Source organism: Granulicella sp. L46, from assembly GCF_009765785.1.
Taxonomy (GTDB): domain Bacteria; phylum Acidobacteriota; class Terriglobia; order Terriglobales; family Acidobacteriaceae; genus Granulicella.
In genome coordinates, this window is record NZ_LMUT01000012.1 from 1,621,539 (window position 1) to 1,645,256 (window position 23,718).

Below are 23,718 nucleotides of genomic sequence, written 5' to 3' on the forward strand. Positions count from 1 at the left end.
AATGGAGATCCATGAGCAAGATCGTTAGCGTTCTGTTTCCTTGGAGAAAGACATTCAAGCGGCTCGAGCTTGAGAAGCGTTGGTGGCATCGTCTAGCCGTCGTTCTGTTCTCTCTCGTGCTTGTGGTCGTCCTCTTGTACTCATGGGTGATAGGCGACGGTGCAATCTCCCCGAAGAACCCCTTCGATGGAGACATTCATCATTGGGCCGCGGCCACCAACGGGAGCGGATTGCTATTTGATCTTGATTCCTTCCGGCCAATCGACGGTGACTCAAATCCAGCGCCGCAACCTGCTCCTTCAGTGGTTCAGAAGACCGTAGAGATGCCGGACGGGGCAACGGCAACCTATCCGAGGACTGCCTCCGATAAGAAAATCGAGGCAGACTGGCAACACAAAATGAACATCGCAACAACCAAGGCTTTGATGGTCGGCTTTTTCATCGCCGTTATCGTAACTCTGGCCTTCAGTTATCTACTTCAGGCGACCTATCGAGCCTTGTTGTACGTAATATACGGCGCACAGGCTGGGGCTATACCTGACGATCCAGCAGGATGAGGGTGTCAATAGTACAGCGCCTCTTTTGAGCGTACTCGATGCGTCAACAGCCATTCCAACCGACCGAAGGAGATGGAAGCGTTGTCCCTTATCCGGCAATGGGCCATCCAGCACGTCTATCATGAGCTGGTGCCGTTCGATATAGTTGGCGAGGACCACGCGAATAGATTGGGTATGTACGATTCGAAGCCTTACGGGTTAGGTTAGTGTCGATTACACTGCTTTCTTAGCAGCAGCCCACCGCTTCCTCTGTGCAGCAGCGATTTTAGCGCGACCCTCAGGAGACATCTTGCGGCGCTTCTTTGGAGCCGCAGCTTTCTTGGTGCCGGATCCCTTGGGCCTCCCCCGTTTACCCTTGGTCGGGCTGGAATCGAGGCCGAGAAGTACAGTTTTGGCCTCTTCAAGTTTCGCAATCTGAGCATCGATTTCTGATATGAGAGATTTGGTATTCATATCGGATAGATTATCACTGCAATGTGCAATATCTGCTGCTTCATAGAGTTCTCAGTGAGGGCATGTAGAGATTTGGAACAATCTATTTGGCTGGATGGCGCTGCTACACGTTGCATCTATCATCATCGCTGTTGGCCTAGCCCTTATCGCAATATCATCTCTACAGTATCGCCGCGGTCAGTGGCTCCCGTCCGCAGCGCAACCCTTCATAATCATTGGCTCATATTGGTTGTTCTCTGCTCTTGTGGGCGGGATGCCAGAGCCAGCCCCGACATCATCACTCGCCTACAGATGGGCTTTCAGTTCGCTTCATCTGCTAGCCGGGAACGTCACAACAGCCGTACAGAATCGATATCCGATCGCATCATCAGAACAGAAAACCTCAGCATAATCGCTGAGGTCTTCTGTTATGGGAGGTCTAATTGAGACTCCGTGACAGGGCAGCGTTATTTCTATTTGCTAGTTTTCCTCGCCTTGCGATTCGCTTCCACCTGGCCGTCGACAAGTTTTCCCAAATCCAGGTTTCCCATAGGCTGCTTCGTCCATTCCCAAGTATCTCTGTGCACGCCTTCAAACCTGAAAAACCATCGCGGCATTTTAAAAGTCATAAATCTATAGTCCACGGCGATAACGAGGTCAGCCTTATCGGGCTGCCCATTAGCAAAATTAAGGAATATCGTTTTGGTTCCCGAGCTTCGCTCCAAATCAAAATCATCCCAATCTGCACTCGATATTACGTCGTCGGTCCAAACCTCTCTCGCGAGTTCCATGCGGTGCATTACGACCGTCACGTTGTCGATGTGCACTGGGAAATACCCAGTGCTGGAGATTTCAAACGGGGCCGAGAATGGTTCTCCTGTTGCTAGTTGTCCTAGGGGCGAAACCGATATTTGCGGTCGCAATTCGATTACTGATAATGCTCCCACTACCGTGAGTATTAATCCTAGAACGGCTGGCGCTGTCCAGGTTTTCGCTTTCGGGAAAGGCTTTGGTGATCTTCCGTGCTGCATTTGTCGTGTCCGTTTATTGCGCTGCTTTTGCGACATGGATATTTGGCATCCTTAGTCTGTTGCATTATCGGGATTGTGAGGCTTATGGGGCTATCGAAACTCCATCCCAATCACACTCATCCTTCGGCTCTCGGAAGACTATGGGAAGAGGTGGCGCTTCTATCCATGTGCGGTTCAACTCTTCTTCATGCAAATACCCTATCCCTAAACGGAAAGCAAACACATCTTTGGTGCGATAGTGGGCCGCTGGTAGTCGCATGAGATAACGGACAACGCCTAACGGAAGGTACTCAACATCATCTTCTAGCTCATTCGTAAGCGGCACAGGAAAGTACCAAGCTCGATTTGTCTCAGGCTGCCGTGCCCAGACGAACCTTGAACCTGAACGTTCGCCACTCGATTCTATGGCGGTAAATATTAGACAGGTCAGAGGTTCCATCTATACCTCATTACACTTCGGGCAGCTTGAAACGTGTACCGCATACGCTCTCCACTTTGCCAGAGTGTTGAACATTGGATGCGTCATCTCCGTAAACCCTCTTTGCTCCGCGAGCCGATATGCATTCGGATTGGCATCTGCGAACGCCAACAAAAGCCTCATTCCCTCGTCGCAAGCTGGCAGTGTCTCCAGCGTCCATTGTGAGATGAACTCATTGAATCGTGCAGCCGTTTCAGCCTTGAGCCGGGTCGCTTCCTCATCCTGCACAGATATGATTTCTGCCATGTTCGCAACTCCACACCAAAAAGAGCTTCTTTTGTGTCAATCTGCCACTAAGGTCCAGTCCGGAAATTGTTGGCGAATGTGTCGGAGCAGATCAGCTGGATGAAGTGGCTTCGCTAGAAGATTGAAGTCATACCCCTTTTCGCGAGCTACAGAGAGAAGGTCCAGTGTTTGTGCATGCCCAGAGAAGAGCATTATCTTGCAGTCGGGACATTCGTTTTTAATCGTGATGGCGAGGTCCACACCGGAGAGTTTGGGCATCATCACATCCGACAAAATTAGGTCGGGTGCTTGTTTGCGGACTTCCACCAAGGCTTCGAGGGGATCAGTAAAGAATCGTGCCGCAAAACCGCTTTTTTGCAAAATCATGGTTAGCGTTTCACCAATGAGTTGTTCGTCATCGACGATGAAGATACTCGGTAAACTCTGCTGCATAACGGCCCCTTTCGCATCCCCCAAAATTTGCAGCGGACGCAATTGAACCTGGGTTGGAACGTCAAGAATATCGCAAACCGCCATATTTTAGAGAGCGCCCCCGAAACCATTTTTTATCTATCAGATACGCCGTGGTCGATCCTTGCATCCAATTGCGCATGTCCGCGCTGAGTCGCATAGCTGATTGCTAAAAAGACACGGAGCTTCTCCGCATTGCAGTCAATGTGTCGCGGAGGAATTAGGTCTAAGTCTGGAGGCGGTCTAACGCAGCTACCAGGCGGCTTGTATGGACATTACCTATTGGCTTCGTGCGGGAAAAGGGAAGTTGCAAGGCTCGTAGGAAGATGCGGATGGTCATGCGGCACGTTCCGATGTGGATCACGAACTAAGCCGCTATTGTCATCGGTGATCAATGAAAGTTTGAGCTTTTTAGGTCGAGGCGTTCCCGTTGAGGTCTAAGCTCGAGCAATTCTTCCGTCACATACCCTGTGATCGTGCCATCCGAGAACGTCACAATGAGGCCATCTTCGCCATCAGTCTCAACCGTCCGTATCAATATCTCCTTGCGCATGACAAACACAATACGCCCCGACCCACATTCAATATGCTCTATATTGCTCACTTCTTGAGCGCTTTGTATTGCTCCTCTGTCAGTTGCAGGTAGATTCCGCCTCTGCCCCGAGCGATTGCATGCTCAATAGCCTGGTTCGCAGCAAGGATCGCGTGGAGAGGATCTGGCGTCGCGAGGGGCTGAAGGTTCCCAGGAAGCAGAAGCCACGCGGCCGTCTGTGGCTCAACGATGGATCGTGCGTGCGGCTGCGGCCGGCGCACCGCAACCATGTGTGGAGCTACGACTTCGTGAGCGTGCGCACGCATGACGGCAGAACGGCGCGAGCCTTGAACCTGATCGACGAGCACACGCGCGAGGCGCTTGTGGTGCGTGTAGAACGTCGCTGGTCGAGCGCGAAGGTGATCGAAGCTCTGGCCGATGTGATGGTGATCAAGGGCGTACCCGAGCATCTTCGCTCGGACAACGGGCCCGAGTTCGTTGCGCATGACCTGCGCAAATGGCTTGCGGACACAGGAGCAAAGACGATGTATATCGAACCCGGTTCACCATGGGAGAACGGCTACTGCGAAAGCTTCAACTCGAAGATGCGCGACGAGTTCCTCAACGGAGAGATCTTCTACTCGATGAAGGAGCTGCGTGTGCTGGCCGAACGCTGGCGCAAGCACTACAACACCGCCAGACCGCACTCATCACTAGGTTATCGACCGCCGGCGCCAGAGGCCTGGCTGGCTTCCACTGTCCGGCGGCAAGAGGAGCCGGTCGCTTCGCTCCCAGCTCCTCTTGCCGCCATATCCTGCATCGATAGGAACTCAGAAATCGGTGATCGGCCTCGTTATTCCTGAACCAGTTGAAATGTTAGTCTTCGACCAAAACCTGACCTGAGAGGGTGGAGGATTTTGGATGAAGAAGAAGCGTTTTTCTGTGGAACAGATGGTCGGCGTATTGAAGCAGGCGCAGGTGGGCGTTCCGGTGGCTGAGGTGATCCGGAAGGCTGGGATCAGCGAGCAGACGTTTTACCGATGGAAGGCAAAGTACGCGGGCCTGGAAGTGGACGAGGTTCGGAAGATGGCGCAGTTGCAAGAAGAGAACATGCGCCTGAAGCAGTTGGTAGCGGAGCTGACCTTAGACAAGACGATGCTACAGGATGTGCTCTCAAAAAAATGGTGAAGCCTTCGCGGCGTGGACCGATGGTAGAGCGTCTGGTTGGAAGCTATCTGGTGAGCGAGCGGCGTGCCTGCCGTGTGCTTCGCCTGGCAAGAGCGACCTACCGGTATCGCAGCTGCCTCGATCCACGGACTGAGCTGCGGATGCGGATCCGCGAGATCGCTCAGGCAAGAGTGCGCTATGGATATCGCAAGATCCGCGTGCTGTTGAACCGTGAAGGCTGGGATGTAGGCAAGTATCTGGTGTACCGGCTATATAAGGAGGAAGGCCTGATGCTGAAGAGGATGAAGCCTGCCGGGAAGCGCAAATCATCACAGCAGCGTGAAGAGAAGTTGAAGGCGACCGCACCGGATCAGGCCTGGAGTATGGACTTCGTCTCTGACCAGCTTCAAGACGGAACGCGCTTCCGCTCGTTGACGATCGTCGATGTGTTTACCCGCGAAGCCGTGGCGATCGACGCTGGGCAGAGCTTAAAGGGAGAAGATGTTGTACGAACGCTGAACCGGCTGAAGTCCAGCCGTGGAGTCCCGAAGGTGCTGTTCTGCGACAACGGCAGCGAGTTCACCAGTCAGGCCATGGATCTGTGGGCGTATCGGAACGGCGTGAAGATCGACTTCTCCAGGCCTGGCAAGCCAACCGACAATGCGTTCGTGGAAAGCTTCAATGGTACGTTCCGATCGGAGTGCCTGAACATCCACTGGTTCATGGATCTGAAGGAGGCCAGGCAGCTGATCGAAGTATGGAGGCAGGAATACAATGAGAGTCGTCCTCACGCATCTCTCGATGACAGGACACCAAGCGAGTTCGCCAGCCAGATCGCGGCTAGCCGCGATCTGGCTGCAACCTAAACAGGTCGAGGACTAACGCTAAGCTTGGTACAAGAAAACTAGGCCCTTCATCGGTGCGCTACACTAACAATCCAACTGGTACAAAACATCGGTCAGGCCAGTATTGTCTTTAGCGAGGCGAGTTTCAATGAAACACTTTCGCGCATGAGGATGCGGAGATATCGCCGAGTTGTGTTTAGGTCTATGCGACGTGAGATAAAGACTTATTGGCCTTACTTCCTTTGCCAACTCTCAATCCTCGGCTCGATCTTGTGGTGGGTTCCTTACAAACGACTTCCATGGGCTGGTGTTGCTATCGCGGTCCTTGCGGTCTTAGCTGCGCTCATGAGCGTCCACCAAAACATCCGACCGCGCCACAAATTCATTTATTTCTGCCTGATGGCGGGATTACTTTTGACGGAATTCCGCGCAATGAGAAGGGATCGCGAGGAAGCTAGAACATCTCAGACGCAGCTAAACACTGAACAAAATCGTCGAGTCTCTCAACTGATCAAACAAGAGGAAGCAGATACAAAAGCCATGCTTGATCACGAAAACGTGAGCTTATCTAAGAATCTTGGGCAGGACCAAACCGAGTTTGAAAAGACGATCTCCGCACTACTTGTCACTCATAAGCAAGACGAAAAGGAGTTCTCGTCGATGCCGCCGGAAATGAAATCAGCGACGGTATCTCGCATACTTACACCTATGACGCTGAAGGAAATGTGCTCCAAGTGGATAGCGGGCACGCTGCATCTGGCGCTCCTCCGTGTCCAGAGTATGCAGCTTCGCCGATTTTTCCGCTTCATTCAGCGTTGCGGCGTTGTCGTTGATTTGCTTCTTGAGCGACTCGATTTGTGCATTCAACTGCTGCAGATGTGTCTGGCGCGGACCGAACTTTGCCTGAAGATCGCTGAACATGTGTTTGGCTTCGGCTGTCTGAAGAACGGCGGTGCTAAAGTCCACCGTAACGTAGGCCGGGGCGGGCAACGATGTGGAGGACTGTGCGATAGATACCGCAGCCTGCATGAACAGTACACATAGGCACCCGAGTACGCGTGATCGCTTCATGGCGATGCTCCTTGTCGAGGTGTGAGATTACTGAGCGGTCGGAAGTTGGAAGTGCAGTTGCCGGATATCGGCCGCGAAGTCGAAGGTATTTCCGGCCGATGCAATGTCGACGGGGCGACCGGGCGAAGCTATGCCTTCAGAGGTCCGGTCGTGCGCGTCATGGAGGTCGCGAAAGAGATTGAGATGGGATATTTGCGATCCACTTAGCGCGGGATAGCTGTTGCGTGGAGATTTCGTTGCGCTCTGCGGCCCGAAGAAAGGATAGTGGGGTGGTATCGTCCGGAGGAGCTTCCGCATCGAGGCTGCGCTTGTTCCGGCCTCCCTTCGGCGTCTCAGCCACGGTCTTGTGGAATCATTGAATGAACCGAATTGTGCCGCCTATCGGGATCGATTTTAGTTGGCGCCGAACGGCCAATGTGCTCGTTGCGCTCTGGAGAGCTATGTCTCCGGGTTCCCCAAAAGTCGGGTTATCGGCAACTTTGGGCCGAGTCGCCGAAAACCCCGTTTCAAGGAACTTCATGCATTGACCGCCCGCGTGGTAAACGTGGTCCGACGACTGCGATATGTCTGACGAGCGTGGATGACTCCTCTGCAAGCTAGCTCGCAATAGGTTTAGGGCAACCGGCGCCTGTCATCGCTATCGAAGAACACTTGGTGGTTAAGCGACTGAGATTCCTTCTCCAGGAGATAGCGGTCGTCTTCAGGATAGTATTTGGCCTTGGCCGGGTCGGCTCCGGCAAACGCCTTCACCGCTTCGAGGCCGTCCCAAAACGTCACCAAAAGAAAGTGAGCCCCATCGCTTTCGTCGCGTCGCGTGAAGACGGCCCTGAGAAGGCCCGGGATAGAGGCATAGTCTGGCGCGGCTCGCTCGCACAGGAACGCTTCATATGCCGCAGCGTCCTCGGCCCGAGTCCGGCCATGCCACGTTCGTATAATCACGTTGTTTTCCATTCTAGCTATTTCGGTTGGCTTTACGCGCGTTATTCGTTTCGCGCATATCTGCAGCCTACAAGGCGGCGCAGGGCGGGTTCGGCTAATTCGCAGTTTCTCAGAACACCGTTTTGCGGGAGTCAGGGTATTACTTTCAAGAATCCGACATATCGACACCATCCCGGGGTGGGTCGGTGCATTGGCGATTTGGAGCTCATCGAGAGTCAGACGGGTGCTAAGCCTTCGGATGCTGCTCAGTCGCGAGGCTCGGCCCAAACAAGCGTTTTACCGATTGTTTATTCAAGAGCGAAACATCGCACACCGGCCTCGCATTTTGTCATGCCACCAACTCAACCTCACCAACACGCCAGGACTTGTCGAACCAGGGTTCGAGAGGTCCATAGAGGCGGAAGAGCATATTCCAGCCTTTGCCGTGAACGGTCTGCACCCAGTTGGCTTCCGGAGTCCCTTGCGGCAACTTAGGGGCAAACCACACATCGGTCGAGCCGTCGGGATTTGTGACGACTCCCTTGTCGAAACTGTTGACGCTCGGAAAACGTTCGTCGGTCTGCAGGTTTGAGCGGGTCTGGTTGTCATACAAGGTGAACGACCAGTTGTCCTTAGCCGGGATGTTGGGGGGTAGATGCACCTTGTACGTCTTGCTGCCGTCAAGTCCGTGGTGGGAACTGTCGGTAAAGGCGCCGGCATATTGCGAGCCTCTACCGGCCATCTTGGCGAACATCGCGGGGGTAATTCCCGTGGCCCAGTAGAACATCGACGTACGGCGGTCCAAGTCAAACACGCCGGGTTCAAGCAGAAACTCATAGCCCGAGCCATAGCCAGATGGAATCCACCAGGAACTACCCGGATAAATGTAAGTTCCCTGGTCGCGGCTCCGGAAGGTAAGGGCACGTGCCGTCGCATTGCCGACCGCGACCGCTTCGATGAGGATCCTCTTCATCCGTTCGTCTGGTGCGAAGGGTTTGCCCTTTTGAAGTCCGATGGAAGCGAATAGTCCCAGAGTCTCGGGGTCCAACGCCTCGTTCGGTTCCATCTCAAGCACCTCGTGAATCTCCTCGTAGAAATGGAAGCTATTCGAATGAATCGTACTGTGCGGAACGCCGCTCATGTTGGTGAACTTGGTAATCGGCGGGTTCGCGGCCTCCGCCAGTGGATAAATCTTCAAGAGCTTCTTGATGCTCTCGACGGCCGGTTTGGGGTCGCCATTCACGAGCATTCCACGTCCTGGCGTCCACACGCAGTAAGTTGCCGGGCGTACGACGAAGTACCCTTCGGGCACGTCGCCTTTGTAGTCGGGAGGCAGTATTAAGAACTTGCCACCCTGCCCTTTGTCAGGACCCGCATTGCCAAAGTCACCGACCCATCGAAACCAGTGGTCGTCGAAGATGCCCAGAACATTGGGCGGAGTCTCCAGCACGATTGGCCCCTTGGTGGTATCAATCCAGGTGAAGAAGTAAACACTTGAATTGTTCGGCGTCAGCCAGAGCGCCTTCGAGTCCATCAGATCCTCGAAGATCATCACGTTGCCGTCCACGCCGCCGAATTTCTTAGCGGCAGGAAGAAACGCATGAATCGAAGCACCGGGTATCCCGCGCAAAAACGCCTGAACACCGCGCTGGAAATCGAGATTGTCAAAGACCAACTGGGTCGTCTTCTCGTCAGGGAAACCGTCAAAGAAGTTGAGTGTTCCAATCCGTGTCTCTACGGCATCGGGCGTTGTAATTTCCGGCGGGATGTCCGTGGTCATCTTCATTTTCGAGGCGGCTTGAGGGCGGGAGTCTAGCGTTTGGGTTGTGCTCATTGTTCGATCCTTTGCCGGGCTATTTTGCCAATGGAGAGCGGAAACGGATCAAGACTACAAGCCCTGACCTTCCCGGCATACTGTTAAAAGGGACAGGTCCCCGCAGGTAGATTAGAAGGTCGGATAGGTCGAGCTTCAATCTTGAACATGTCTTATGGGAAGAGCGTTCAACGGGATTAAAGGATGTCGTGATGTCTTCTGAAATCAGCGTGGGCACACAAGAGCAGCGCTCTGTCGCGGCTTGTTCAACTCTGCAAATGCGTCTGCCTGCTACTCGCGCTTACGACGCAAGCTCCTCGCATGCCCAGGCTGCCGCTCCCCCCGCGGACCAGTTCGTCGGCTGCATCGGGCAGCTCGCGGTTTCCTGAAAGTCGGGCTTTCGGCAACTTCGCCCCCCGGGAACTGAACTTTCCGAAAACGCCGTTTCGTGGGAACCGCCAGATTTATCTAGAGCGCGCAGCCGTTTTCGGTTGCCATGCGCTGCTTTCTAAATTCGCTATGTAGAGTGACCGCGCCCATCGACGTGGGTATATTGTCGTAAGTAAAAGGGGTGACTTGTGACCGGCACGCGACCCGAACGCCCAATATTGGCAACCGTGATATGTGTGTACGAAGCCTTCATAGTCCTTGGAGCTATAGTTGCATTCTTTTCTCTCAAGTTTTTCGTACCACTCACAACGCACGCGGCCGTCCATCGCGGTCCCACTTTGGCAGCCAGCGCAATCAACTGGGTGTCCTGCCTACTCGCGATGGCCGCTGCCATCACACTGTGGCAAATGCGCCGCTCATCGGTACTCTTTCTCGGAGCGCGCTTCGGGATGGCTCTTGTTTTGTTCTTGGCTGGCTTATTTCACCCTATTCACGCAATAGCGACCCCGCATTCGACTCAAGGGCTCAGCCCGGCCAACATTGCACATGCATTCCGCATCCTCGGCGTGATCGCCCTTGCTTTGAGCGGGTTCATCGCCTGGTATGCCTATAAGATCACTGCGCCCCATCGTTTCTTACCGGAATCGGCAGAGCCCGAACTCACTAGCTAGTCCCGCAAAAAAGAACGGCCGCTCAAGCTTCTGATTGGGCCATGCGCCCTCCAGCCCCCATAACAGGCTGCGGACTCCGCCAACGGCCCGTGAAGTCGGGTTTTCGGCAAGTTCGAGCCGTAGTTGCCGAAAACGCCGTTTTTGCAATCTGTTCCGGCACGTACTCCTATCTGCGTTATCGTTATCTAGAGAAGTACCCATATGGCAAGTGGGAAGATCTGCTTACAGAATGACCGCAATCGTCTGTCGCCCGGAGGAGGTGCGCCCAATGAAACTGAATCGACGGTTCAGTCAGAAGGTCCTTCGAAACGGGGTTTTCGGCAACAACGGCTCGAAGTGGAGGGAAACCCGACTTTGGGTGCCTGGGTGAACAGAGACGGTAGGACATGTTGCCAGCCGGCGGCCCGTTCTTCCGCGCCTAGCGGCATGCGTTTAGTTCTTTGGTACCCCTAATCTGCTGTATCTTAGTGATCCCTCCCGCTCAGCAGTCAAGGGCACGGTAGCGACGATCCTTGTTCCCCGCCATGGTGTCGATTCGACGGAAAAGTTCCCCTGTACAAGATGGATCCGCTCCTCCATACTCACCAGTCCCAGCCCCCGATTCTTCTTCGCCTCCTCCACATCGAAGCCCACGCCAGCATCGGCCACCACCAGCTGCACTAGGTCTTCCTTGCGTGAAAGCCCCACCCAGAACTGGTTCACGCCACTGTATTTCACCGCGTTGTGCAGTGCTTCCTGCGCGACTCGGAAAAGGCAAAGTGATACTTCCTTTGGCAACTGAGCGGGTACCTCTGCTGCGGAAAACTCAATGGCCACTTCATGTTGCTTCGATAGCTCTTCGCAGAATCCGCGAATGGCGGCGACGATACCCAGGTATTCAAGCTTCGATGAGTGCAGCTGATGCGATAGCGATTGAACGTCCGCGGCTATCTCGGCACAGTCTTTGTGGATGTTCTCCAGATTTTGTTTGGTAATGTTGGGTTCGCCCTGTGAACGACTAGCCTGGTCAATGCTGATCGAGAGCAGCGCCAGCCTTTGGCAGATGTCGTCATGCAACTCCCTCGCGATACGGCTGCGCTCCGCCTCCTGCGCTTCAATGAGCTGGCCGCTAACCTTTTGCAGCGCCTGCTGCGCGATTTTCTGGTCAGTGGTATCAATCGCCGATCCAATGTAGCCGGCAAACGATCCGTCACCGTTCACTCGCGGAGATGCAACGTCGAACATCCATCGATACGCCCCATCGCTGCGCCGCAGGCGGTACTCGGTCGAATACGGCCGGTGCGTACTTAATGCCCCTGAGGCTGCATCCAAAACGTCCTGCAGGTCATCGGGATGAACGTAGGATGCCCATGTGTGGCCGTATCCCGCTCTTGCACTCGCTCCCGTAAACGCCAGACGCCGGTCGTTCAGATATGTCACCCTTCCTTGAGAGTCACTCATCCATATCAGCGACGGAGTAATATCGGCCATCACGCGAAAGCGCTTTTCGCTCTCCCGCAACGCCGCTTCCGCCTTTCGTTCTCGCGCTCGTTGCCACAACAACCCGATGATCAGGAGAAGCAGAATGATCACCACAGCGCCGGCAGCAATCACGTACGCTCGATGTTCTTCCCAAAGCGAGGGTGGCCGGTAAAGGATCATACTGCCCGGCGGCAGCTTTGATTCCGCTATATGCCAATGGCGCAGTGCGCGCGAGTCTACCTCCACCTGAAAGTCAGGACCCTTCGCAATGGGAATATCTTCCGGCCGTGTGCCTAGAACCACTCTTGCTGCCATATCCCCGGTCCGCTGCATGATGTCAGTGCCATCGGGAAATGCCCCGCCAATGCAACCATGATTCAGACACAGGTTCGTCCACGCAGAAAAGGTTGGGAGATGTTGTGCAGCCGCGGCGAGCACATCGGAGGACCGAATTGAAGGATCAGTCGAACTTTCTGGCGCAAGCTGAAAGAGAATGATGGTATGGGGAGGGAGTGCTGCAACTCGCTCAAGCATCCCGGAACTTGGCGGCCCAAGGATATCGATCTCTCTTACGGCACCCATATGGCGAAGAACCTCTGCATGCGCCACTCTCCACCAGAATTTCGGACCGACATCGATAACGGCAATCGCCTTTGAGTCCGGTCGCAGGCGAAGCGCGAGATCGATTGTCTCGCGCAATCCAATCGAACCTTCGATTCCGGTGACTCCCGGCGGTATCTGCTTTCCGTCCAATTCACTGGCGGTGACCTGGGTGAAGACGATGGGCACGCCGGGAAATATCCGGTCGCGGTATTCCCTCATGAACTCAAGCGCCTCAAAGTCAGCGGTAATTAAAACATCCGGCTTAGCTTCCCGGTACTCACGACGGAATGTCTCTGCCAGGCTCTCTTTATAGGATTCGTCCTGGTAACGCTGGTAATCGATGAATGACGTAAAGAAGTTGACTTCGCCCGGAACGCGTGCCCGGAAGCCCTGTTCAATTGCCTGCAGATTCTGCGAATCGATCTCACCAGCACTGAATACGACCAAGACGTTTCTCGCCTGCGAATCTGCCACGGCCGGGGCGACGATGAGAACACACCAAAGCATGGCCAGGATCGAAGGCCAAATGCGCAATAAGAACCTCCAGGATACAACTACGGGGCCCGTGATACCGTGTGCCGATTGGTATGTGCCGCATCTTGTCTCCCGTGGCACTTTGTCTACAACTGAGTTATCGCGATAGCTGCTGAGAGAGCCGCCTCGTCATGCCTGCCGCTTCAGCGGCATCTATGGTCGCACGGCACTACCTCGATTGGTGTGAACCCGCAATTAGAATGCGATCGGAAAGCTGACACCAATTGTAGCGTTCGAGGTTCGGAGCAAAAAATAAGCCCCGAAAAGGGGGCTTATCTTCCTTCTGGTGAGCATTGAAGAAGCCTACGTCTGGTTCTCGTGCGCTGCCTGCCGCGCCATGGCTCGCAAGGCCTGCATGGAAACGGTGGTGTAGTGCTGAGACATCTTGGCGGATATGTGCCCGGCGAAAGCCATAATCATTGCGATCGGCACGCCCTTTTCAGCCAGGCGCGTGATAGCCGTGTGCCGTAGGTCATAGATCCTCAACTTCGGCAATCCGGCCAATTTGCGGATGTAGTTCCAGTTGTTCTTCATCGCGAACTTCGTCATAGGGCGAGAAGAATCTGGGCGATGGTTACAACCAACGCCGAAAGGGAAGAGATAGTGCTCCGGTTCACTGGCTCCTAGGCGGCGAGCGCGTTCCACCAGCCACGCCAGTGATGAGAGCGCTTCCTCTGATTCGACTGGGATAGTCCGGTTGCGATGGCTCAGCATAGGTAGCCGGTTACTTGGATTCCCGATTGGGGACCTCAGGCGTCAGACTTCTAGATGTCCGCCGAAAGTCGCGAGGAGGCAGAGTTACACAGAATGTCTTCCCGGGAACTCTGAGCAACTCTTTGGAAGCGAGCCACTTCGGCAGCATGAAGCGGCCTAATGAGATTTAGGTCTGCGCACTCCTGACCGCACACCGAGTAAAGGCGAACGACCAATCGGCGTACGTGGTGTGTTGAGTGGTGGAGCATCCGAAAGACCCTCGAAAAGTTTCTGGGCGGGCCACTCACTGCTCGCGTAAACGCGCGGGTTTCGTAAGCTTTCCACACCTTCCTGCCAGGAGAGCAGCATTCTCTTTCCGATCCCTCGGAATAGCGGCAAATCGGTCCGCTTTTTTTCAACGAGTGGTACAGTATCCGCCACCGCGTCACTGATTGCTTCCAGAATTAGGTTTTGCTCTTTTAAAGGTATGCCGAAGGTTGTGGCGATGAACTTCTGTAAGTTCTTCCCCGGCGTCCAAGTCTTCTTTCCGAGAAAGCTTATTCCTGGAGGATTGTTTTGATACCCGGCGTAGACGGTCGTAGTGAGAAAGTCGTAGGCGGGAGCCAGATGGACATCTTCGCGTGACGTGTAGAGAAGCGCGATATTCTTGGCGTGGCAATCAGCATTTTTCAAGGCATACGTCAGCATAAGGATGGATGCCAAGGCTTTGAATGTTTCGTACTGACGAGCACCTGGAACCTGCTCACGCACCGCGCGAGCGATTCGCTCCCAAGTCGTCTCGTACTTCTGTGCGGGCCTTAGGCCCAGTAAAGCACAGAAATCTTCCATACCCCAGAAGGGTTGGCCATTCTGATCAACGTCAAATCGATGAACAACGAGAGCTTGGCCATCTTGCGAAACTTCAGTCTTCGCGCTGGGAAGAACTTTACTGACTACTTGCATACACAGATATTCGTTCAGAGCTGCAAATGGCACCCGTTCCGAAGACCCTTTGATGATGTGTCGGCGGGTCAATAGTGTTGCTTTCTGATGGCGTCCTAGTTCGTTTTTAGGGTGGCCTTCTTTCGTCGTTTCCTCTTCTTGATCGAGGAACTTCGGAAGTACACCTGAGACACCGCTGGTTGCGTGTTGACGGACCAGCGCTGCAAACGCTTCTTCTGAGTTGTCTCCCTGGAGGATGTTTTTTACCTCGATGGGCTGAGGCGGCTCACCTAATTCAACTCCCGGCGCAGCAATCTGAATCCTTCCGATCATGTTTCTGCCGATTACGGATAGCAAGGACAGAGGACTCGCGCCGATGAGGGGACCAAACTGTTCTTGCAAGACTTGCAGCAAATAGCCTTCCGGCAAGTTCATCTGGAGAACAGGAGGAAGCTGGTCGTCCCATGGGTAGGATTCAGGGCGTACAGGCATGGTCAGGGAAATGAAATCGTTCTCCTGTGTTTGCGGCAGATAGGTGGTTAGGCTTTTGAAGTCACCTACGGATTCCAGGACGGCGACCTCTCGACCAAGGACGTAAACGGAGAGCTTCATTGTCCTCCTCTTTCACGTCTCAACTCATCGAGAGAACCTGCCATCCCGGATTGAACTAAGTTCACCTCCAAGCCCAGGACAGCGAGCACCGCTAGAAGCTTTCGCGCTCCAAACTCAGGGGCTTGACCACGTTCAAATCTGAGGAGAGATTCTGGTGCAATGCCTGCTTGGGCGGCTACATCTTTTTGCTTCAGGCCGAGGGCTCGGCGCTTGTCCACCACGGCTTGTCCGAGGTCTTGAAGACTCTTCATAAATTGATTTATACATCAATTTATACTTAAAAAGCGCAGTTTATTGATGTATTTATCAATAAACTGCGTCCGCATCACGCTTGTTACATGCGCGCCAAGATTGAATACGTTATTTTCGTCGCTCATAACCTAAAGGTGGCGAGATAAATCCTGCCGTCAATCCCTATCGGTCACAAAGCTGGCCGATTGCAGGAGCCAGGCGAAGGAACAGGCGGCAATGAGATGATGTCGATATTTGGGTCCAAACCTAGGTCCAATCATCCCAAATACCAGCTAAAACGGTGTACTACGACGCAGCACCGGACTAGAAGAATCAATACGTTAGAACATCTGCTTCCGTTTCTGGCCAGGGCGTCCTGTATACCGCACGATAAGGATCACGCTTACGTATAACCATGCGAGTCTTCTATGTGCGGCCATAAGCATGAGGGCCTGTTCCCTCAGGTGAAAGAAACGGTAATGGTGCCGTACGATAAGGACGGGCCGAAGAAAAGAATTGAGCGATACTAATCGGAAGTGAGTGCCCATGCTCGAAGACAAGTCCTAACAGAAAGTCGAAAGACAAGTTGCCACCTCCACAGCACAATACCGGCACGCTAAAGGAATGGGTTATGACATCAAGACGATGGGTCTACCAACGTATGAAACACAGAAAGATTTTCATCAGTACCAGCCGCAGGCTGCCGGGAGCCACTATGAGCATGAAAAAGAGTTTGTCGTGGAGATAATAAAGGGCTTGTTGACAAACAACGTTCCGGCTAGGCCAGTGACGGTCCACTATGCCGATTACTTTCAATGGCTGGATGGCCGGAGAACTCATCGAGCAATCGCTCTTTCTACGTTGGCATCCTGGTTGACCGAGAAGGGCGGGGCATGTAAAGCGCAAAATTGCATGTCCGTGCGAGCTTTCAAAGAGGCAAGATGCTAAAGCGGGTACACCTATTCCCGCAATCCAGGTTCGGCCGGCTGCTCAGGACATAGCAGCATCTCCAGCCCGTTATTCCGCACCCCAGCCAACTCCCATGTACGCAAGGCGCAACATCATGAGCTTGTCGCATATCTTACAGTGGCAACCCACATCACCGTTGAGTCGCGTACACCCGTACTCCTCTCGGTATTTTCCTTCTAGCTCTAACGTCAGTTCTGAATAGGGCATCCTCAATCGGTCATTGCCCGGCCTCGCTACCCGGAATACATCACCCGATTCATGCATTATCAAGTGGGTCTCGAATTGATCGGGCCAACCGTGCACAAGCTCACCTTCTCTGCCGTAGTCTGACCCGTTGCTCCGGCGTGAGGTTGTACTTTGTTGGCGGCTTGCGTATCGCATACGCCGTGTTGTCAAACTTTTCAGGGGTAGTTGGAGGAAGTATGACACATGCTTGGCGAAAATGCTGCGGAAGGTCTCCAGGCGGGTGACGTGGCGATTGTCTCGGCCTTGGCGTTGATCGTGGATAGTCCCTTTATCTGGGCCATGTGCTTTGTGAAGAAAGGAATCAAACCCCACCGGGCCGATACTAGTTCGCGCTCCCCTGTTTCTTTGCTCTGACGAACTATGGGCTGGCAGGTCGTGGGCGCGATGTTGTAATCCGCGTCCGGCATCGCCAAGGTGGAGACTTCCTTAGCATGGAACGCCTCGGCGATGCATTGCTTATCACCCTTCCGAATGTATCGACCGCACACGGCTAAACCTCGTTACACTTCGGGCAAGTCGAGTCGTGTACCGCATACGCTCTCCACTTTGCTAGGGTGTTGAACATCGGATGGGTCATCTCCGTAAACCCTCTCTGCTCGGCGAGCCGGTACGCAGCAGGATTGGCGTCTGCGAATTGCAAGAGAAGTTTCATACCGTCATCACCTGCTGGCACCGTTTCCAGCGTCCACTGCGAAATGAACTCGTTGAATCGTGTAGACGCCTCAGCTTTGCGCCGGGCGGCTTCCTCATCTTGAATCGATAGCACCTGAGCCTCAGCCATGTTCGTATCTCCTCATCCTCTACGCGGTAGTCTAGCGCGTTGCTCCAGTGTGAGGCTGTACTTCGTTGGCGGTTTCCTCACCTCGTCTGCCGTATCGTCGAACTCTTCCACCGGGGGCGGCGGGCCGAACGGTACGCGGGTTGGCGTTTCACCGCGGACGTTGTGGATGCTGCCCAGATAGACGGTGTTGAGGCCGTACCGCGCATTCATCTCATCCACAGAAGACACAACGCGCTCGCGAGCATCCGGGGCCGGTACAGAGAACAGGTCCGCTTGCGGCTCGGTATCGCGGTGCGTCAAGCCAACGGCGATGTCTGCGGGCGTGTAGGGGCGGCAGCCGCTTCCATAGTTGGGCCATGTGCGCCTGTAGGGTGTGCGGATCACGGCAGGGCGGTATCCTCACTCCGGACTCAAATGCGGGCCGGTCAAAGAATCCCACACGAAGTAACACTCCACCGGCCCATAGCTCGTTACGGCGCATCCGTCGTGCTGTGGAGTGCAAGAGCTTCAAGACGGCTCCCCTGGCCCGTCCTGGCGTGCGGCATGTGGGAGCCAGCATGTGTTGACGGCTGAGCGTCTGTAAGGGCTTGGCGGGCGGTTCTAAGAAATCCTCACCCCGAAGCCAGAGCCAAAGACGATCACCCCACACGCTGCCCCACAACGCGCTCATCTTGTCTCGGGAAAGTTGGCATAGATCACGCATCGTCTCTATCCCGGCGTATCGAATACGTTTCTCTATCCGGGGACCGATGCCGGGCAGGTCGGAAAGGTCCAAGCTGTAGAGGGTTTGCGGCAGGTTCTGGCGTAGTAGCACCATCAAGCCGTCCGGCTTCTGCATCTCCCCGGCAACCTCCGCCAACAGTCGATTCGAAGCGAGGCCGATAGAACAACGGAGTGTACTTCCTACAGTGGCGCGAAATCTCTTGCTTGATCGCATAGGAAATTTCGAGCGCCCGCAGTAACCCCCTCTCCCGGCGCATGAGCTCACACGCGAACTCGTCGCATGACATCACCTGTTGAATCGGTGCGCAGCGCTCAATTGCCCCGATGATCTTGTGGTGGAACTCCACGTATAGCCGGGGCCGCGCCTGCACGATGATGACGTGCGGACAGAGTACCTTCGCCTCATGCACGCCGGTTCCCGCCTTGATACCGTAGGCCTTCGCCTGATACGAAGCTGCTATGCAACAGGTGCTATCTGCGTTTACCGGCGCGATGACGATAGGACGGCCACGCAGCTCCGGCGCAAGCTCTTGCTCTATCGAAGCAAAGTAGCTATTTAGGTCTACGAATAACCAGTTGATGTCCGCGCCGTCCATCGCCAGATTATAGGCGAATAAAAAGCGAATATGCTGTGAATCTTCTACGGGGCTAATTCCACAGATTTTGTAGTGTTTGGCCAGGTGCCCTGTGATAGCCTTTGGCGTGATTATTCCAGAGAAGTTCGATCTCACCTTCCGGCGCTTTCCTACAGAAGATAGGGACATTCATATCTTCGTGGTACACCAGCCGGACGGAGAGCTTTGGTATACGGGGACTGCCCCGCTCCCATCCCTTATGGACACGTTGAAGAGTGCTGCATGGCTAAAGCCTATCCATCTTAAACACGTTTCCGAAGCCGCCGCGCGTTATGACGAATACACATTTCAAGTCACGGCCACTGTAGACGAATTGCGAGATGTCGGCCTGCTTCCGACGGGGAGTTGATAAGCGGTGGGAAGTCCGAACGCTCCATGTCATTGCAGCGAGGGTAGATCGTTGGGCGGAATGAATAAAGAGGGGCGTTTTAGAGGATCGCAGCGATTGATTCTAAAACACTTAGTTAGTTGAGACCATTCTCATAACCCAAAGGTCGTAGGTTCAAATCCTACCCCCGCAACCATTTAGCAGAAACGCCAACCCAAGATAACCCACCCAGTCAGACGTCGCGAAACGCCAGGGTGGGTTTTGGTGTGTTTGCAGGGTCCTTTGCATGGCTATGCGCTCCTCAGTACCATCCGGACCACCTTGCTGTTCGCCTCACGCTTGGCGCCCATCAAAGCGTTCCCATACACATTCATCGTCGTCGAGACCTGGGCGTGACGCATCAGCTTCTGCTGCACCCCGACAGGCGCCCCGGTGTCGTCCAGCCATGAACGGTAGGTATGGCGAAAAGTGTGCCACCCCACGCCGTCGTACTTCCCGGCTGACTCCCACCGTTCCTCATGCAGCGGCAAACGGCCGCCGTTCGGAGTTTTGCCCTCCTGCTGGCACCAGACGCCGGCACCCGCCCCGCACTTGGGGCATGCCACCAGACAACATCCTGCCGGACGAATATAGTCCTGCTGAATGGGCGCGGTGTGGAAGTGCCTGCCGGTTGCGGTGCTGGGAAAGAGAAGGTCCGACCCGTTAACTGGGTTTTTCCCTCCTCCTTGGCCCTCTTCTCGGACTCCAGCTTCCAGTCCAGAAGAACCGCCGCGAAGTCCGGATCGAGTGGAAGCTCGTCCTCCGAATACTCGGTCTTCACGACCTTGACCCGGCCGTGAACAACCGCCCGGACCACCTTCATGCTTAGGTTCTCGAAGCCAATGTCCTGCCATTCGAGCGCCAGCACCTCTTCGGCCCGGAGGCCGGTGCACTGCGCACTATCACCATGATTCGGTAAGGCTGCGGAATCAGTGCGAGGAGCAGGTAATACTGCTCGACGGTCAGAACGATCGGCTTCTTGCGGCGTTTGCTGATCCCCTTAACCTCGGCCAGTTCCATCGGGTTCCGCTGCCACTCGACCATCTCCCACAGCATGGCCTTCTCATACAAACGGTGCATGATGGCCTTGACGTGACCTTTGGTCTTGGGCGCGGAATCCATATTCTTCAGCCACTCCTGAACCTTCACCGGCTTCATCCGCGTGATGTGGGTCGTTCCCCACTTCGCTCGAACGTGCTTGAGGATGCTCAGGTAAGAGACGACGGTCGAATAGCTCAGTTCGCCTTCACCCTCACACCGATCACCGGGGCGGCGCTGCTTGATCTCCAGCATCCTTTCCTCCTCGATGAAGCGGTCCAGAATCGCGGCGAACGTCGGCTCCAGAACGGCCAGAGTTGGGTTTTCCGAGTTGAGTTTGAGCACGAAAGCCTCCAGATGCCGCTCGACCGAGACCTGCGTGGGGAACTTTTCAATGCTCAGAAACATAGACTTTCTCGTATTGGTTGTGGGGTCCTGGTAACGGTATTCCCAGGCCCATTGCTTGTTGGCCCGCGCAACCTTGCGCAGGGTGCCTCGCTGAAATCTTTGCCGCGTGAATTTCAAGGGTGTTGCTCCTCTCCAGTCAACGCAGCACGGTTGGTTGTGGTCGAGTTTAACTCGTTTTCCAGCCATGTGTTCAACAAACTAAGCCGGAATTTCCACCGCTTACCGACCTTCAGCGCAGGGACTTTTCGGTTGCGCGCCATCCCCTCCAGCGTCTTCCAGTGCATCCCCAGAATGGCGGCGGTCTCTTCCAGATTCAGCAACGGCTCGAATCCGCGGGTCTGCAGATCGCGGATATTTTCTTCGTTTGGCATCAGGCTCCTCCCTGATCTCAAACTAGGGCTGACACTCTTTAGCGACCGTTGCTTTTTTGTATCGACCATTCCATCTGCGTCAATCGTCGGATCCACACAATACACCAGACGAGACACATCCGCCCAGAACCCAGAAATCTGAAAGTTTTGTGGCCCTGCTGCTCGGTGAGTGACTTAGCGACTTGGCATCATTCCAGAAGCGCTCCCGGACCCTGCGGCGTTTCTCGGGACGAATCTTCCCCTAGGCGGGAAGCAACCCTGCTTTGCGATAACTTTCGATCAAGCTGTCGTAGAGTGCGATGTCTGCCCGGCTCCTCGCCATCAGTTGAGCACCCACGATTCCCGAATAGATGGCACGCGCTCGCTTCTCGGCCTCCTTAGGGCTTGCAACCTTCGCGGCTACCAGCGTCTTCTTCAGCCACGCAATATTGACGTCGGCAAAAGCTTGAACCTCCGTTTTTACAACATCAGGCAGGTCGTCGAATTGCGCGGACATAAAGCTGCAAAAGCAGATACGGTTTTCGTTCTCCAGTGCCCAGCGAAAGGTCTCCGGATAGCGGCGTAGAGCGTCCAGCGGCTTCGCTGAGTTCTGTAGCAGAGACTCAAGATAAGCTGCATCATCCTCCCAATAGCGCTTGGCAACCGCCGTCGCCAGGTCGGCTTTGCTTGGGAAGTGGTAGTAAATACTCGCGGCTTTGATACCGACCTGTTCAGCCAAGTCACGGAAGTTCAATCCAGCATAACCGTGGGCTTGAGCCGCCAACTTTGCGGCCGCCAGGATCTCTTCGCGAGCGTTTGCACTCATCACAAAACCTCCTCACTTCAATCAAAAAAACTTCTTCTATTTCTGAATCTACCATGTGGCAGGTAGAATCTCAAGGACTGCACCTGGCAAGTGGCAGGTAGAGGAGAAAAACAATGGGCACTGAATTGATTTATTCCGATGCAACGAAGCTGGCTGAACTAATCCGCACACGCGAGGTCTCCCCAGTCGAAGTCATGAAGGCACACCTCGACCGTATCGAGGCCGTCAACCCGAGCGTGAACGCGATCGTTACGATCGTCGAGGATGCCTTGGAGTCCGCGAAGAAAGCGGAAGCGGCAGTACAGCGCGGCGATGAGCTGGGACCTTTGCACGGTGTGCCCTTCACGGCAAAAGATTCGATTGACACCGCGATGGTGCCGACCCAACGGGGAACGCCGATCTTCAAAGGACGAACGCCCGACACGGATGCGACCAGCGTTGCGCGCCTGAAGAAAGCGGGAGCCATTTTGCTTGCGAAGACCAATCTTCCTGAGTTCTCCTACGGGATCGAAAGCGACAATCTGCTTACCGGCCGAACGAACAACCCCTGGAACCTGGATCTGACGCCGGGGGGCTCAAGCGGTGGCGAGTCGGCCGCGATTGCGGCAGGCATGTCTCCGCTTGGCCTGGGGAGTGACCTTGCGATCTCTTTGCGGGGTCCGGCAGCGCACACCGGCATTGTCTCGCTCAAGGCCACCCACGGACGCGTCCCCATGACCGGTATCTGGCCGCGTGAGCCGCGCCGCTTCTGGCATGTAGGTCCGATGGCGCGTAGTATCCGCGATCTGTCGCTGGCGTTTTCCCAACTTGCCGGACCGGACGGACAGGACGGCTATTCCAGCAGCGCCACCTCGTTCGATAACGGGATCGGAAGTTCCGGCAAGCGTCCGCTTCGTGTGGGCTGGCTGGTGGAGCCCGGCTTTGGTCCGGTCGACCGCGAGACCGCAGCGACTGTGCAGGCTGCCGCAGCAGCGCTTAAGGATTTCGGGCACACGGTCGAGTCTGTACACATTCCGGCACTAGAGCGTGATTTTGCGCTTGATGTATTCACACGTCTGCATGTCCTCGAGATGAAGCCTGGATTCGTGAAGACTACGGCTGGGCGCAGCGAGGATGAAATTGGCGATATGGCCAGGTTCATGCTCTCGTTGCCCGACACTCCAGCGGCGGACTACATCGATGCTGCGCAGGCTGCGGAGCGGCTGAAGGATGGTTATGCCGAATACTTTCAGAAGTACGATGTCTTGCTCACACCAGTGATCCCTACTCCTTCCTTCAAGCACGGTCAGGCAGAGTTGCTGATCAACGGCCAGACAGTGAACATCATGGGCATCATGTCCGCGACAACGCCGTTGAGTGTAACTGGCTTGCCGGGCGTTTCCATGCGGTTCGGCACCAGCCATGATGGGATGCCCATCGGTGTCCAGATCGTCGGCAACTGGCAAGCCGAGTCCACGATTCTCCACGTTGCGTCACTTCTGGAGCAGGTAAGCCCCGTGCGGGATCTACACCCCAATCTGTAAATGCACCAATCACCAACGGCAGGAGCGGACGAGCCGCTCCTTCGTTCGCTCTACTTTTGGAGGATCAATACCGATAAGTCGGCTTGTCGTCAGTAATCCCGTTGTTCCACGAAACGGTGTTTTAGAAAACCATGACGCGAAGTTGCAGAAAACCCGACTTTGCGGGACTTTGGAC

At 54.8% G+C, this 23,718-nt stretch carries 22 protein-coding genes and 2 pseudogenes; 6 read left to right on the plus strand and 18 right to left on the minus strand.

Going from position 1 to position 23,718, the window contains the following annotated elements; all coding sequences use genetic code 11:
- The first annotated feature begins 11 nt into the window (after positions 1 to 11).
- Positions 12 to 557, plus strand: a complete 546-nt coding sequence (locus tag GSQ80_RS16255; RefSeq protein ID WP_158788601.1) for a hypothetical protein — start codon at positions 12 to 14, stop codon at positions 555 to 557.
- Between the two features lie 905 nt (positions 558 to 1,462).
- Here GSQ80_RS16255 and GSQ80_RS16260 read toward each other — a convergent pair.
- The 3 genes from GSQ80_RS16260 to GSQ80_RS16270 all read right to left on the minus strand — a co-directional run bounded on the left by GSQ80_RS16260 (position 1,463) and on the right by GSQ80_RS16270 (position 3,260).
- On the minus strand, positions 1,463 to 2,056 hold the full coding sequence (locus GSQ80_RS16260; protein ID WP_158788602.1) for a hypothetical protein: 594 nt from the start codon (positions 2,054 to 2,056) through the stop codon (positions 1,463 to 1,465).
- A gap of 403 nt (positions 2,057 to 2,459) precedes the next feature.
- A complete protein-coding gene (locus tag GSQ80_RS16265; protein WP_158788603.1) occupies positions 2,460 to 2,744 on the minus strand; it encodes a hypothetical protein in 285 nt (94 codons plus the stop codon).
- Between the two features lie 36 nt (positions 2,745 to 2,780).
- A complete protein-coding gene (locus tag GSQ80_RS16270) occupies positions 2,781 to 3,260 on the minus strand; it encodes a response regulator (RefSeq protein WP_254059684.1) in 480 nt (159 codons plus the stop codon).
- Between the two features lie 636 nt (positions 3,261 to 3,896).
- On the opposite strand from GSQ80_RS16270, the pseudogene GSQ80_RS16280 reads away from it, so the two are divergent.
- The 3 genes and pseudogenes from GSQ80_RS16280 to GSQ80_RS16290 all read left to right on the plus strand — a co-directional run.
- Positions 3,897 to 4,589: pseudogene (locus tag GSQ80_RS16280) on the plus strand (IS3 family transposase); the annotation flags it as partial.
- 58 nt (positions 4,590 to 4,647) lie between these two features.
- A protein-coding gene (locus GSQ80_RS16285) for an IS3 family transposase (RefSeq protein ID WP_371315726.1) occupies positions 4,648 to 5,759 on the plus strand; the annotation gives its coding sequence in 2 pieces (ribosomal slippage) (positions 4,648 to 4,909 and positions 4,909 to 5,759; 1,113 coding nt in all).
- Positions 5,760 to 5,942: 183 nt separating this feature from the next.
- The gene (locus GSQ80_RS16290) at positions 5,943 to 6,782 is read left to right on the plus strand and encodes a hypothetical protein (protein WP_158788606.1); all 840 of its coding nucleotides are present in this window, start codon (positions 5,943 to 5,945) and stop codon (positions 6,780 to 6,782) included.
- 639 nt (positions 6,783 to 7,421) lie between these two features.
- Here GSQ80_RS16290 and GSQ80_RS16300 read toward each other — a convergent pair.
- Both GSQ80_RS16300 and GSQ80_RS16305 read right to left on the minus strand, forming a co-directional pair.
- On the minus strand, positions 7,422 to 7,760 hold the full coding sequence (locus tag GSQ80_RS16300; protein ID WP_158788608.1) for an antibiotic biosynthesis monooxygenase: 339 nt from the start codon (positions 7,758 to 7,760) through the stop codon (positions 7,422 to 7,424).
- A gap of 316 nt (positions 7,761 to 8,076) precedes the next feature.
- Complete coding sequence (locus tag GSQ80_RS16305; RefSeq protein WP_158788609.1) at positions 8,077 to 9,561, minus strand: DUF1254 domain-containing protein; 1,485 nt, start codon at positions 9,559 to 9,561, stop codon at positions 8,077 to 8,079.
- Positions 9,562 to 10,379: 818 nt separating this feature from the next.
- Here GSQ80_RS16305 and GSQ80_RS16310 point away from each other — a divergent pair.
- On the plus strand, positions 10,380 to 10,601 hold the full coding sequence (locus tag GSQ80_RS16310; protein WP_158788610.1) for a hypothetical protein: 222 nt from the start codon (positions 10,380 to 10,382) through the stop codon (positions 10,599 to 10,601).
- Positions 10,602 to 11,033: 432 nt separating this feature from the next.
- On the opposite strand, the gene GSQ80_RS16315 is transcribed toward GSQ80_RS16310, so the two are convergent.
- The 13 genes and pseudogenes from GSQ80_RS16315 to GSQ80_RS16370 form a co-directional block, all read right to left on the minus strand.
- Entirely contained in the window at positions 11,034 to 13,199 is a 2,166-nt protein-coding gene (locus GSQ80_RS16315) for a PAS domain S-box protein (protein ID WP_254059685.1), read from the minus strand.
- A gap of 303 nt (positions 13,200 to 13,502) precedes the next feature.
- Positions 13,503 to 13,913 (minus strand): tyrosine-type recombinase/integrase, encoded by a 411-nt coding sequence (locus GSQ80_RS16320; protein WP_158788611.1) that lies wholly within the window; start codon positions 13,911 to 13,913, stop codon positions 13,503 to 13,505.
- Positions 13,914 to 14,069: 156 nt separating this feature from the next.
- Positions 14,070 to 15,446, minus strand: a complete 1,377-nt coding sequence (locus GSQ80_RS16325) for a type II toxin-antitoxin system HipA family toxin (RefSeq protein ID WP_158788612.1) — start codon at positions 15,444 to 15,446, stop codon at positions 14,070 to 14,072.
- Positions 15,443 to 15,697, minus strand: coding sequence for an XRE family transcriptional regulator (locus tag GSQ80_RS23950; RefSeq protein WP_158788613.1), 255 nt, complete (start codon positions 15,695 to 15,697; stop codon positions 15,443 to 15,445). Before GSQ80_RS23950 ends, GSQ80_RS16325 begins: the two co-directional genes overlap by 4 nt.
- 1,350 nt (positions 15,698 to 17,047) lie before the next feature.
- Complete coding sequence (locus tag GSQ80_RS16335) at positions 17,048 to 17,380, minus strand: SOS response-associated peptidase family protein (RefSeq protein ID WP_158788614.1); 333 nt, start codon at positions 17,378 to 17,380, stop codon at positions 17,048 to 17,050.
- Positions 17,381 to 17,382: 2 nt separating this feature from the next.
- On the minus strand, positions 17,383 to 17,673 hold the full coding sequence (locus GSQ80_RS16340; RefSeq protein WP_158788615.1) for a hypothetical protein: 291 nt from the start codon (positions 17,671 to 17,673) through the stop codon (positions 17,383 to 17,385).
- 12 nt (positions 17,674 to 17,685) lie between these two features.
- Positions 17,686 to 18,057, minus strand: coding sequence for a hypothetical protein (locus GSQ80_RS16345; protein WP_158788616.1), 372 nt, complete (start codon positions 18,055 to 18,057; stop codon positions 17,686 to 17,688).
- Between the two features lie 7 nt (positions 18,058 to 18,064).
- Positions 18,065 to 18,376 (minus strand): annotated as a pseudogene (locus GSQ80_RS23955) (hypothetical protein); the annotation flags it as partial.
- A complete protein-coding gene (locus GSQ80_RS16350; protein ID WP_158788617.1) occupies positions 18,369 to 19,127 on the minus strand; it encodes a hypothetical protein in 759 nt (252 codons plus the stop codon). The pseudogene GSQ80_RS23955 and the gene GSQ80_RS16350, both read right to left, overlap by 8 nt.
- A gap of 522 nt (positions 19,128 to 19,649) precedes the next feature.
- Entirely contained in the window at positions 19,650 to 19,964 is a 315-nt protein-coding gene (locus GSQ80_RS16355) for a tyrosine-type recombinase/integrase (protein ID WP_158788618.1), read from the minus strand.
- Positions 19,965 to 20,223: 259 nt separating this feature from the next.
- Positions 20,224 to 20,961, minus strand: coding sequence for a hypothetical protein (locus GSQ80_RS16360; protein ID WP_158788619.1), 738 nt, complete (start codon positions 20,959 to 20,961; stop codon positions 20,224 to 20,226).
- A complete protein-coding gene (locus GSQ80_RS16365; protein ID WP_158788620.1) occupies positions 20,958 to 21,215 on the minus strand; it encodes a helix-turn-helix domain-containing protein in 258 nt (85 codons plus the stop codon). Before GSQ80_RS16365 ends, GSQ80_RS16360 begins: the two co-directional genes overlap by 4 nt.
- 241 nt (positions 21,216 to 21,456) lie before the next feature.
- A complete protein-coding gene (locus GSQ80_RS16370; protein WP_158788621.1) occupies positions 21,457 to 22,020 on the minus strand; it encodes a TetR/AcrR family transcriptional regulator in 564 nt (187 codons plus the stop codon).
- Positions 22,021 to 22,133: 113 nt separating this feature from the next.
- Between GSQ80_RS16370 and GSQ80_RS16375 the strand changes: the two genes are divergently transcribed.
- On the plus strand, positions 22,134 to 23,543 hold the full coding sequence (locus GSQ80_RS16375) for an amidase (protein WP_158788622.1): 1,410 nt from the start codon (positions 22,134 to 22,136) through the stop codon (positions 23,541 to 23,543).
- Positions 23,544 to 23,718: the final 175 nt, after the last annotated feature.

Excerpts from the sequence above, each read along its gene's own strand:
- GSQ80_RS16310 (WP_158788610.1), top strand. The coding sequence starts at position 10,380 with ATGGCTCTTGTTTTGTTCTTGGCTGGCTTATTTCACCCTATTCACGCA.
- GSQ80_RS16370 (WP_158788621.1), bottom strand. The coding sequence starts at position 22,020 with ATGAGTGCAAACGCTCGCGAAGAGATCCTGGCGGCCGCAAAGTTGGCG.
- GSQ80_RS16260 (WP_158788602.1), bottom strand. The coding sequence starts at position 2,056 with ATGTCGCAAAAGCAGCGCAATAAACGGACACGACAAATGCAGCACGGA.
- GSQ80_RS23950 (WP_158788613.1), bottom strand. The coding sequence starts at position 15,697 with ATGAAGAGTCTTCAAGACCTCGGACAAGCCGTGGTGGACAAGCGCCGA.
- GSQ80_RS16270 (WP_254059684.1), bottom strand. The coding sequence starts at position 3,260 with ATGGCGGTTTGCGATATTCTTGACGTTCCAACCCAGGTTCAATTGCGT.
- GSQ80_RS16325 (WP_158788612.1), bottom strand. The coding sequence starts at position 15,446 with ATGAAGCTCTCCGTTTACGTCCTTGGTCGAGAGGTCGCCGTCCTGGAA.
- GSQ80_RS16290 (WP_158788606.1), top strand. The coding sequence starts at position 5,943 with ATGCGACGTGAGATAAAGACTTATTGGCCTTACTTCCTTTGCCAACTC.
- GSQ80_RS16305 (WP_158788609.1), bottom strand. The coding sequence starts at position 9,561 with ATGAGCACAACCCAAACGCTAGACTCCCGCCCTCAAGCCGCCTCGAAA.
- GSQ80_RS16375 (WP_158788622.1), top strand. The coding sequence starts at position 22,134 with ATGGGCACTGAATTGATTTATTCCGATGCAACGAAGCTGGCTGAACTA.
- GSQ80_RS16255 (WP_158788601.1), top strand. The coding sequence starts at position 12 with ATGAGCAAGATCGTTAGCGTTCTGTTTCCTTGGAGAAAGACATTCAAG.
- GSQ80_RS16265 (WP_158788603.1), bottom strand. The coding sequence starts at position 2,744 with ATGGCAGAAATCATATCTGTGCAGGATGAGGAAGCGACCCGGCTCAAG.
- GSQ80_RS16365 (WP_158788620.1), bottom strand. The coding sequence starts at position 21,215 with ATGCCAAACGAAGAAAATATCCGCGATCTGCAGACCCGCGGATTCGAG.
- GSQ80_RS16340 (WP_158788615.1), bottom strand. The coding sequence starts at position 17,673 with ATGGCTGAGGCTCAGGTGCTATCGATTCAAGATGAGGAAGCCGCCCGG.
- GSQ80_RS16300 (WP_158788608.1), bottom strand. The coding sequence starts at position 7,760 with ATGGAAAACAACGTGATTATACGAACGTGGCATGGCCGGACTCGGGCC.
- GSQ80_RS16320 (WP_158788611.1), bottom strand. The coding sequence starts at position 13,913 with ATGCTGAGCCATCGCAACCGGACTATCCCAGTCGAATCAGAGGAAGCG.